We start from the raw sequence: 10,188 nt of genomic DNA on the forward strand, positions 1-10,188 counted from the left end.
ACGGCAGGCCGCACGGTCGGCGGCGTCGAGCACGATCGGGGTGATCGTCACCTCGGGGGCGACTTCGCGGGCCCACCCGGCGATCAGCATGGACGTCGGCAGGGTGCCGCGGTCCGCGGGGACGGCCGGGGTCAGCGACACGGCGCGGTCCACGCCGTAGCCGCCGAACGACCCCGAGGTCGCCGCGGCGAGGTGTGCGTCCTCGAGCGGGCGGTCGTCGTCGCCGACGGCCCACCAGGACGTCGTGAGCGCGGCCTGGTCGGCGACGGCGGCACCGATCGCGGCCCGCACGGGTTCGAGCTCCACGGCGCCGACACCGGACACCTCGGGCACCAGCGCGGGTGCAGCCGGGAGGAAGACCGCCGAAATCAACACAACCCACGACGCTAGTCGACCTGCTTGAATGGAGCCCAGCGACCCGGGTCTCCGATCGCAGAACCACAGGCAGCCGTGACGCGCGGCACGACAACGGTGAGGACACCGCCATGACCGACTCCCCCAAGCCCGGACCCAAGCCCGGACCGCGGCCCGGCCCCCGTCCCGGTGCGCCGGCGGTGACCAGCGCCCCGATCACCCACCAGCCGACCCACGCCGGCGACCCGCACGAGTTCGGCCGGGTCGACGAGAAGGGCGTCGTCTGGCTGAAGACGGCGGACGGAGAGCGCGAGATCGGCCAATGGCAGGCGGGCAGCCCCGAGGAGGGCCTCGCGCACTATGCGCGCCGCTTCGAGGACCTGGCCACCGAGGTCGAGATCCTCGAGGAGCGCCTGGCGGCGAAATCCGGCGACCCGCGCAAGACGCGGACCGCGGCTCAGCACCTCCTCGACGCGCTGCCGAACGCGCACGTCGTCGGCGACGTGGCCGCGCTGCAGAACCGGCTGGAGGCCATCACAGCGACCGCCGACGGCGCCGCCGAGGAAGTCAAGGCCCAGCGGGCGAAAGAGCGCGAGGAGTCGGTCGCGCGGAAGGAGGCGCTGGCCCTCGAGGCCGAGCAGTTGGCCGCCGATTCGACGCAGTGGAAGGAAGCCGGCGACCGGATCCGGGCCATCCTCGACGAATGGCGCGGCATCAAGGGAATCGATCGCAAGACCGACGACGCGCTGTGGAAGCGCTACGCCCGGGCGCGCGACAAGTTCAACCGGCGCCGCGGCGCACACTTCGCCGAGCTCGATCGGGACCGGGCATCGGCCAAGGACCGCAAGGAAGAGCTCATCGCGCAGGCCGAGGAGCTGTCGTCGTCGACGGACTGGGGTCCGACGGCGGCTCGCTTCCGTGAGCTGATGACCGAGTGGAAGGCCGCCGGCCGCGCCCCCCGCGACGTCGACGACGCCCTGTGGCAGCGGTTCAAGGCCGCCCAGGACGTGTTCTTCGGCGCCCGCAACGCCGAGGCCTCCCAGCGCGACGAGGAGTTCGCCGCCAACGGCGAGGCCAAGGCCAAACTCCTCGACGCCGCAGAGAAGTCCATCGACCCGACGTCCGATCTGGACGGCGCCAAGCGCTCCTTCCGTCAGCTGCAGCAGAAGTGGGACGAGATCGGCAAGGTCCCGCGCGACCAGATGGGCAAGCTCGACGGCCGGTTGCGGGCCCTCGAGCGCAAGATCCGCGAGGTCGAGGACGAGAAGTGGAACCGCGAGGACCCCGAGGTCGCCGCACGTGCGGCACAGTTCGCCGAGAAGGTCGCCACACTCGAGGAGCAGGCCCGCAAGGCCGAGGAGCGCGGCAAGACCGCCGACGCGAAGAAGCTGCGCGAGCAGGCCAAGCAGTGGCAGGAGTGGGCCGACGCGGCCAAGACCGCGGTGTCCGACCGCTAGTCACGGAGACGACGAGGGCACGCTCGGCGGATCAGGCCGCCACCACGGCTTTTCAGCCGTCTGAATCGTCGGTCTGGTCCCGGCGCACCGGGTCGACGAGCCTGCGCATGCGCTCCTCTTCGCGCACCGCCGCCGCGCGTCGCTGGGCCTCGATGGCGAGCTGGTACTCGTTGCGCGACCACACCACGCGGGCCCAGTGGAACGCCAACACGACCATCGCGATCAGCCCCAGCACCAACCCGGCGCCGATGCCGCCCGGCGGCGGCATCAGCCGGCCGTTCGGCCCGGCGGGCGCGTCCAGGCCCGGCGTGGTCCGCGACCACCAGGCCAGCATCCCGGCGATCACCGACACCATGCAGCCGCTCAGCGCGATCCACGCCAGCACCCAGCGACGCGTGATCAGCGCCAGCGTCGAGAAGAGCACGCCGAAGATCAGCAGCAGGTACACGAAGACCCGCGAGGTGATGGTGATGCCCGCGGCCTGGGCGGCCGCGTCGTAGCTGAGGACGTCGAACCCCTTCACCGATCCAGTGTGCGGAAGCGCCAGTGACACCGCCGCGACCAGGACCGCGACGGCGACGACGATCGCCCGGGCGCCGGGATCGATCTCGCCGGCGACCTTCTTCTCGGCCTTGCGGAGATCGTCCTCGAACTGCTCGAACCCGGACGTCGGGTCGGTCGGATCGTTGCTCACGTCATTCCCATCGATAGAAGTCATCCGCACGCGCCCGAGCCGCAACCGGTCGACGCCGGCTCGGTCGGTCGGGCGCCGATCGTCGGCAGCCCCAGGCCCACGCCGGTCGGCGCGGTGATCGGTCGAAGGTTCGCCTCGTGCGCATCCCCGGCGCGCGTGGGGCGGATCGTGTGCACCCCGCCGTCGGCCATCAGGTGATGGGGCGCCGCCGAGGTGATCGTGGTCGTCACGACGTCGCCGGGCCGGATGGTGGCGCCCGGCGCCTCACCGGCGCCGGTGGGCGCGAAGTGGACCAGGCGACCGTCGCGAGCACGACCGGTGAGGCGTCGGTGCTCGGCACTCTTGCGCCCCTCGTCGGCGGTGACCAGCAACTCGACATCGGTGCCGACGAGTGTCTCGTTCTCGGCCAGGCACACGCGTTCCTGCAGCGCGATCAGCCGCTGGTAGCGCTCGGTCACCACCTCGGCCGGCACCTGGTCGTCCATGGTCGCGGCCGGGGTGCCCGGTCGGGGCGAGTATTGGAAGGTGAAGGCCGAGCTGAACCGTGCGGCTTCGACCACGTCGAGCGTCGCCTGGAAGTCCTCCTCGGTCTCGCCGGGGAAGCCGACGATGATGTCGGTGGTGATTGCCGCGTGCGGCATGGCGGCGCGCACCCGGTCCAGGATGCCCAGGAACTTGGTCTGGCGGTAGGAGCGCCGCATCGCCTTGAGGATGCGGTCCGATCCGGACTGCAGGGGCATGTGCAGCTGCGGGCACACGTTGGGGGTCGTGGCCATCGCGTCGATGACGTCATCGGTGAACTCGGCCGGGTGCGGCGAGGTGAAGCGCACCCGCTCGAGGCCGTCGATCGTCCCGCACGCGCGCAGCAGGTCGGCGAACGCCCCGCGGTCGCGCGGCTGCCCGGGATCGGCGAAGGACATCCCGTAGGCGTTGACGTTCTGACCAAGCAGCGTCACCTCGAGCACGCCCTGGTCGACGAGCGCCCTGATCTCGCCCAGGATGTCCGCGGGGCGCCGGTCGGTCTCCTTGCCGCGCAACGACGGGACGATGCAGAAGGTGCAGGTGTTGTTGCACCCCACCGACACCGACACCCAGCCCGAGTAGGCCGAGTCGCGGCGCGCGGGCAGTGTCGACGGGAAGCGGTCCAGCGACTCGAGGATCTCCACCTGCGCCTCGTCGTTGTGACGGGCCCGGTCGAGGAGGGCGGGCAACGACCCGATGTTGTGCGTCCCGAACACCACGTCGACCCAGGGGGCGCGGTCCAGGACCGTCGACTTGTCCTTCTGGGCCAGACAGCCGCCGACGGCGATCTGCATGCCGGGCTTGCCGCGCTTCACCGGAGCCAGGTGCGAGAGGTTTCCGTACAGCTTGTTGTCGGCGTTCTCGCGCACCGCGCAGGTGTTGAAGACGACCAGATCCGGTTCGTCGCCGTCGGCGGCGGCGACATAGCCCGCCTCCTCGAGCAGACCGGAGATCCGCTCGGAGTCGTGCACGTTCATCTGGCAGCCGAAGGTGCGCACCTCATAGCGCCGCTGGTGCGGCGCGGCGGGGACGGGGCTGTCGACACTCACGCCCTCCAGAATAGTGCCGACCGCAAATCGGGCTTGCGCTGCTCTGCCGCGGCCTCGGTACTAGGGTGATCCGGTATGACACCAGGGGCATCCCCGGGCGCCGATTCGGTGCCGATGGTCTCGTTGCAGCACGTCGACAAGCACTACGGCGACCTCCACGTCCTGCGCGACATCAACCTCGACATTCCGGCCGGCCAGGCCGTCGTCCTGCTCGGCCCGTCCGGCTCCGGGAAGTCGACGCTGTGTCGCACCATCAACCGCCTCGAGCCCATCGACAGCGGCGAGATCTACCTGGACGGCACGCTCCTGCCCGCCGAGGGCCGCGCCCTGGCGCAGCTGCGCGCCGAGGTCGGGATGGTGTTCCAGTCCTTCAACCTGTTCGCGCACAAGACGATCCTGGAGAACGTCACCCTGGCACCGATCAAGGTGCGCAAGATGTCGAAGGCCGACGCCGAGGCCAAGGCGATGGAACTGCTCGAGCGGGTGGGGGTGGCCGCCCAGCGCGACAAGTACCCGGCCCAACTGTCCGGCGGCCAGCAGCAGCGCGTCGCGATCGCGCGGTCACTCGCCATGGAGCCGCGGGTGATGCTCTTCGACGAGCCCACCTCGGCCCTCGACCCGGAGATGGTCAACGAGGTCCTCGACGTCATGGTGTCGTTGGCGCGCGAGGGCATGACGATGGTCGTCGTGACCCACGAGATGGGCTTCGCCCGCAAGGCCGCCGAGCGCATCATCTTCATGGCCGACGGTGCGATCCTCGAGGACGCCGACCCGGACGCCTTCTTCACCGCCCCGAAGACCGATCGCGCCAAGGACTTCCTGTCCAAGATCCTGGACCACTGATGCGGCGGCGCACGACGATCCGACTGGTGGCCGCCGCGGCGGCCGCCTGTGCCGCGGTGGGCCTGGTCGCCGGCTGCGGCAGCGGACCGCGGAACCTGCTCGACTCGATCAGGTCCGGCAGCGTCATCCTCGGCACGAAATTCGACCAACCCGGACTCGGGCTGCGCGACCCGACCAAACGCACCGTCATCGGCTTCGACACCGCCGTGTCCACCTTCGTGGTGAACCACATCGCCGACGAGCTGCACGTGCCACACCCGCACATCAAGTGGCGCGAGACGCCATCGGCGCAGCGCGAGGCGCTGATCAGTTACGGCGAGGTCGACCTGATCGCCGCGACCTACTCGATCAACGCGTCCCGGCTGGCCAAGGTCGACTTCGCCGGCCCCTATCTCATCAACTACCAGGGCTTGCTGGTCCGCGCCTCCGACGACTCGGTCACCACCCTGACCGACCTGGACACCCCGGATCGGAAGCTGTGCTCGGTGACCGGCTCGACGTCGGCGCAGAACGTCAAACGCCAACTCCACCGCGTCCAGTTGCAGGAGTTCGACTCCTACTCGTCGTGCGTGGAGGCGCTGCGCAACGACAAGGTCGACGCCCTCACCACCGATGAGGCGATCCTCGCCGGCTACGCGCACTTCTTCCCCCGCTACGACCTGCGGGTGCTGTCGATGACCTACCCGCGCGACACCTGCAGCGCCGGGGGCGACTTCATCCCCGCGGGCCGCCCCTTCTCCACTGAGCGCTACGGCATCGGCCTGGCCAAGGGACAGCCGCGGTCGGTGGAGGCGGTCAACGCCGCCCTGCGCGCCATGCTCGCCCCGCCCCCCGACGGCCGATCGGCCTGGGAGACGGCACTGCGGTCGGCGATCGGCGACGAGACCGTCGACGGGATGATCCGGCGCGCCGCGGCGCCCGGTTCGCGGTTCGGCTTCCTGCCCACGCCGGGCGACCTGGGCTTCCTCGATGCCGCGTCCACGCCCTGCCCGACGGGGGGCGCCCGATGAGCGCACTCTGGTCGGACATGGGACCGGCACTGTGGCCGGCCTTCGCCACGACCCTCAAACTGACTGCGGTGTCGGCGGTCGGCGCACTGGTCTGGGGCATCGTCCTCGCCGGGATGCGCGTCTCGCCGGTGCCGGTCATGCGGGTCTTCGGCACCTGGTACGTGAACATCGTCCGCAACACGCCGCTGACGCTCATCGTCCTGTTCTGCTCCCTCGGGCTCTACACGAATCTGAGCATCGCGCTGGCACCGGCCGGACCGCACTTCGTGGACAACAACAACTTCTGGCTCGCGGTCCTGGCCTTCGTGCTCTACACCGCCACCTTCGTCTGTGAGACGCTCCGCGCGGGTTTCAACACGGTGCCGATCGGCCAGGCCGAGGCGGCCCGCTCCCTCGGCCTCGGCTTCGTGCAGGTGTTCGGCGTGATCGTGCTTCCCCAGGCGCTGCGGTCGGTCATCGCCCCGATGGGCAGCGTGTTGATCGCCCTCACGAAGAACACGACCATCGCGTCGGTCATCGGCGTCGCCGAAGCCGCGCTGCTGATGAAGACGCAGATCGAGAACCACGCCAACCTGGTGCTCGCGATCTTCGCGATCATCGCCGTCGGCTTCATGATCATCACCCTGACCGAGGGCCTCGTCTTCGGGTGGCTGGCCGACCGATTCGCGGTGAAGCGATGAGCGCCGATGCCACCGTCCTCTACGACGCGCCCGGACCTCGGGCACGGGCCCGCAATGCCGCGGTGGCGGTCGCCTTCGTCCTCGTGCTGGGGGCGGTCGCCGCCTGGGTGATCGCACGACTGGCCGGTCGCGGCCAGTTCGACGCCGACATGTGGCGCCCGTTCATCACCGCCTCGACCTGGACCGTGTACATCCTCCCGGGCCTGTGGGGCACCATCAAGGCCGCCGCGGTGTCGATCATCGCCGCCCTCGTGCTCGGCGCGCTCCTGGGCATCGGCCGACTGTCCGACCACCGCTGGGTCCGGTGGATCTGCGGCGCCTTCACCGAGGGCTTCCGCGCGATCCCGGTGCTGCTGCTGATCCTGTTCACCTACTACCTGTACGCGCAGTACGGGCTGGTGCCGCCGTCACAGCTGGCCTTCGCCTCGGTGATCACCGGCCTGACGCTCTACAACGGCACCGTGATCGCGGAGATCCTCCGGTCGGGCATCAAGTCGCTTCCGCGCGGTCAGGCCGAGGCGGCGACGGCGTTGGGCCTGCGCAAGTCGCAACAGATGCGGCTCGTCCTGCTCCCCCAGGCCGTCACCGCGATGCTGCCGGCCTTGGTCTCACAGATGGTCATCGCGCTCAAGGACAGCGCGCTGGGCTACATGATCGGCTACATCGAGGTCGTCCGGTCCGGCATCATGTCGGCGTCGTTCTACGGCAACTACATCCCGGCGCTCATCGTGGTCGCCCTGGTGATGATCATCATCAACTTCTCCCTCACCGCCTTCGCCACCCGACTGGAGCGACGGTTGCGCAGCGGTAAGCGCGGCGCGGTCGAAGCGGTCGAACCCGAGGTCGCCGACGCCTAATGCGCCGGTGCGTGCGCGCGCACCTGTTCCCGCACCACGTCGATGGCCAGGCCCTGCGGGAATCCCCGGCGCAGCAGCATGCCGGTGAGCCGGCGGGTCATCGAATCGCGGACCTCACGCTCACCCAGATCCGCCTTCGTCGACGACAGCTTGCGAACGACGAGCTCGGTGGCGCGCCGCCGCTCGTCCGCCGGGTCGACCTCGGACAGCACCGACGCCACGACGGCGTCGTCGACGCCCTTGGCGCGCAGCTCGTGGCGCAGCCCGATGCTCCCCCGGCGCGAGTACTCCCCGCGCGAATGCACCCACTCGCGGGCGAATTCCTCGTCGTCGAGCAGCTTGTGCCGATCGAGCCGGGCCATGACGGCATCGATCTCCTCGGCGGTGAACCCGCGTTTGACCAGCCGCTCGATCATCTCGCCGCGACTGCGGGCGCGCACGCCCAACAGCCGCAGCGCGACATCCCAGGCCGAGGTCTTCCGGCGACCAGACTCCTCATCGGGCGCCGCTCCCCCGCCGCCCGTGTCCGGGCCGCCGGTACCCCGCACGGCCGACTAGAACTCGACGGGTGCGGGCGCCAGGGCGTCCGGATCGAGCTCTTCGGCCTGGGCGGGCGCCCCACCGGTGCCGACGCCGAGCTTGTCCTTGATCTTCTTCTCGATCTCGTCGGCGATGTCTGGGTTCTCCTTGAGGAAGGTCCGGGCGTTCTCCTTGCCCTGTCCGAGCTGGTCGCCCTCGTAGGTGAACCACGAACCGGACTTGCGGATGAAGCCCTCGTTGACGCCGAGGTCGATCAGCGAGCCCTCGCGCGAGATGCCCTCGCCGTAGAGGATGTCGAACTCGGCCTGCTTGAACGGCGGTGCGACCTTGTTCTTCACGACCTTCACGCGGGTACGGTTGCCGACCGCGTCGGTCCCGTCCTTGAGGGTCTCGATGCGGCGCACGTCCAGACGCACCGACGAGTAGAACTTCAACGCCTTGCCTCCGGTCGTCGTCTCCGGCGAGCCGAACATGACGCCGATCTTCTCGCGCAGCTGGTTGATGAAGATGGCGGTGGTGTTGGAGTTGCTCAGCGCCGAGGTCATCTTGCGCAGCGCCTGGCTCATCAGGCGGGCCTGCAGGCCGACGTGGCTGTCACCCATCTCGCCCTCGATCTCCGCGCGCGGCACCAGCGCGGCCACCGAGTCGATGACCAGGATGTCGAGCGCACCGGAGCGGATCAGCATGTCGGCGATCTCCAGCGCCTGCTCACCGGTGTCGGGCTGGGACACCAGCAGCGCGTCGGTGTCGACGCCCAGCCGTGCGGCGTAGTCCGGGTCGAGGGCGTGCTCGGCGTCGATGAACGCCGCGATGCCGCCCTGGGCCTGCGCGTTGGCGACCGCGTGCAGGGCCACCGTCGTCTTGCCCGACGACTCCGGCCCGTAGATCTCCACGACGCGGCCGCGCGGCAGCCCGCCGATGCCCAACGCGATGTCCAACGCCACCGAGCCGGTGGGGATGATCTCGATGGGCTGCTTGGTCTCCTCGCCCAGTCGCATGACCGAGCCCTTGCCGTAGTTCTTGTCGATCTGGGCGAGAGCCAGGTCGAGCGCCTTCTCCCGATCCTGCGAAGCGGCAGCCATGGTGTCTCCTTGCTTGGGCGCGGTGCGCGGTGGTTGTGCCTGGTTGGTGTGCGCCACGGTATCGGCGGGGTCTGACAAACCCGTCAACATCTTGGACGCGCTCGGGTCGATGTTCGGTTCCATCGCCGAGACTACACAGGGTTCGAACGTCTGTTCGTCACCGACACGCCGCGGCGTGTCTCACCACCGGGGGCGCGGGACGTCGAAGTCCCGGCACAGCGCGCGCCACACGTCGCGCGGGTCGACCCCGTCCTCGATCGCCTGGGCACCGGTGCGCCCGCCCAGATCGGTCAACACGTGGTCGACCAGCATCGATGCGGCGGCCTGCTCGCCGAACTCCTCGGTCATCAGCTCGTTGAAGTCGGTGAGGCGCATGCCGCCGAGCCTACGACACGGCGGTCGCGCCGGCGCGTGCCACGACCGCCACCGGGTCGACCACCGCATCCGCCGACGCCGCGATCCGGGCGGCGGCAGCCGCGAACCCGGGTTCGTCGAGTACACGACGCACCGCCTCGGCGATCTGCCGCGGATCCGGTTCCCGCACCACCAGACCCGCGCCCAACCGGGTCACGCGCGCGCTGAGCTCCTGCTGGTCCCCGCCGCCGGGCACCATCACCACCGGCACGCCCGCCACGAGCGCCTTGGCCAACATCCCGTGCCCGGCACCGCACACCGCCGCCGACGCTGCCGCGAGCACCTCGTCCTGGCGCCCGGTGCCGCTCACCAGGTCGGCGATCCGACCACCGGGGCCGCGCCGGCACTCGTCGGTGGACGGCACCCCCAGTCCGGACAGCACGACGCGCACCGGTCGGCCCAGTTCATCGGTGCCGAGCGCCCGCAGCGCCGCGTCGGTCAGGCCGCCCTGGCCGGTCACCGCCGTCGACGGGGCGACGACGACGAGGGGGGCGGGCGCATCCGGGACGTCGAAGGAGACGGTCGTCGGCTCCCAGAGCAACGGACCGACGAGGTGCGCGTTCGCCGGCCAGTCCGGCCGTGGCACCTCCAGCGCCGGCAGCGTCGCGATGAGCCGTGCCGACGGCGATTCGGGGCCCGTCAGCCCGACCGAGGCGCGGGCGTCGCGACGCTGGCGCTCCCCGGTG

General features: G+C 70.3%; 11 protein-coding genes and 1 pseudogene. 5 read left to right on the forward strand and 7 right to left on the reverse strand.

The window, feature by feature from the left end; genetic code table 11:
• Nucleotides 1–375, reverse strand: a pseudogene (locus QM634_RS13075) (hypothetical protein); the annotation flags it as partial.
• Between the two features lie 110 nt (nt 376–485).
• Between QM634_RS13075 and QM634_RS13080 the strand changes: the two are divergent.
• Complete coding sequence (locus QM634_RS13080) at nt 486–1,811, forward strand: DUF349 domain-containing protein (RefSeq protein WP_415043214.1); 1,326 nt, start codon at nt 486–488, stop codon at nt 1,809–1,811.
• A 52-nt stretch (nt 1,812–1,863) separates the two neighbouring features.
• On the opposite strand, the gene QM634_RS13085 is transcribed toward QM634_RS13080, so the two are convergent.
• Complete coding sequence (locus QM634_RS13085; protein ID WP_415043215.1) at nt 1,864–2,505, reverse strand: hypothetical protein; 642 nt, start codon at nt 2,503–2,505, stop codon at nt 1,864–1,866.
• A 20-nt stretch (nt 2,506–2,525) separates the two neighbouring features.
• The gene (gene miaB / locus QM634_RS13090; protein ID WP_415043216.1) at nt 2,526–4,076 is read right to left on the reverse strand and encodes a tRNA (N6-isopentenyl adenosine(37)-C2)-methylthiotransferase MiaB; all 1,551 of its coding nucleotides are present in this window, start codon (nt 4,074–4,076) and stop codon (nt 2,526–2,528) included.
• A 114-nt stretch (nt 4,077–4,190) separates the two neighbouring features.
• Here miaB and QM634_RS13095 point away from each other — a divergent pair, with 114 nt between their 5' ends.
• From QM634_RS13095 to QM634_RS13110, 4 genes are read left to right on the forward strand one after another with little or no spacing between them, the layout of a single operon-like run.
• Nucleotides 4,191–4,919, forward strand: coding sequence for an amino acid ABC transporter ATP-binding protein (locus QM634_RS13095; RefSeq protein WP_415043224.1), 729 nt, complete (start codon nt 4,191–4,193; stop codon nt 4,917–4,919).
• Nucleotides 4,919–5,929 carry a transporter substrate-binding domain-containing protein gene (locus QM634_RS13100; protein WP_415043217.1) on the forward strand — a complete coding sequence of 337 codons (1,011 nt, stop codon included), beginning with the start codon at nt 4,919–4,921 and terminating at the stop codon, nt 5,927–5,929. The genes QM634_RS13095 and QM634_RS13100 overlap by 1 nt, the downstream gene beginning before the upstream one ends.
• Complete coding sequence (locus QM634_RS13105; RefSeq protein ID WP_415043218.1) at nt 5,926–6,609, forward strand: amino acid ABC transporter permease; 684 nt, start codon at nt 5,926–5,928, stop codon at nt 6,607–6,609. Before QM634_RS13100 ends, QM634_RS13105 begins: the two co-directional genes overlap by 4 nt.
• On the forward strand, nt 6,606–7,466 hold the full coding sequence (locus tag QM634_RS13110; protein ID WP_415043219.1) for an amino acid ABC transporter permease: 861 nt from the start codon (nt 6,606–6,608) through the stop codon (nt 7,464–7,466). Before QM634_RS13105 ends, QM634_RS13110 begins: the two co-directional genes overlap by 4 nt.
• Here the strand turns inward: QM634_RS13110 and QM634_RS13115 are convergent.
• The 4 genes from QM634_RS13115 to QM634_RS13130 form a co-directional block, all read right to left on the reverse strand.
• Nucleotides 7,463–8,014 (reverse strand): regulatory protein RecX, encoded by a 552-nt coding sequence (locus QM634_RS13115; RefSeq protein ID WP_415043220.1) that lies wholly within the window; start codon nt 8,012–8,014, stop codon nt 7,463–7,465. The two genes, QM634_RS13110 and QM634_RS13115, sit on opposite strands and share 4 nt — an antisense overlap.
• A 6-nt stretch (nt 8,015–8,020) precedes the next feature.
• Complete coding sequence (gene recA, locus QM634_RS13120) at nt 8,021–9,088, reverse strand: recombinase RecA (protein WP_415043221.1); 1,068 nt, start codon at nt 9,086–9,088, stop codon at nt 8,021–8,023.
• A gap of 180 nt (nt 9,089–9,268) precedes the next feature.
• Nucleotides 9,269–9,463 (reverse strand): DUF3046 domain-containing protein, encoded by a 195-nt coding sequence (locus tag QM634_RS13125; protein WP_415043222.1) that lies wholly within the window; start codon nt 9,461–9,463, stop codon nt 9,269–9,271.
• A gap of 10 nt (nt 9,464–9,473) precedes the next feature.
• Nucleotides 9,474–10,188: glycosyltransferase (locus QM634_RS13130; RefSeq protein ID WP_415043223.1), on the reverse strand; the 715-nt coding region annotated here is incomplete at its 5' end.

Origin of the sequence: Gordonia sp. (in: high G+C Gram-positive bacteria) (assembly GCF_047606305.1) — a bacterium.
Lineage (GTDB): Bacteria > Actinomycetota > Actinomycetes > Mycobacteriales > Mycobacteriaceae > Gordonia.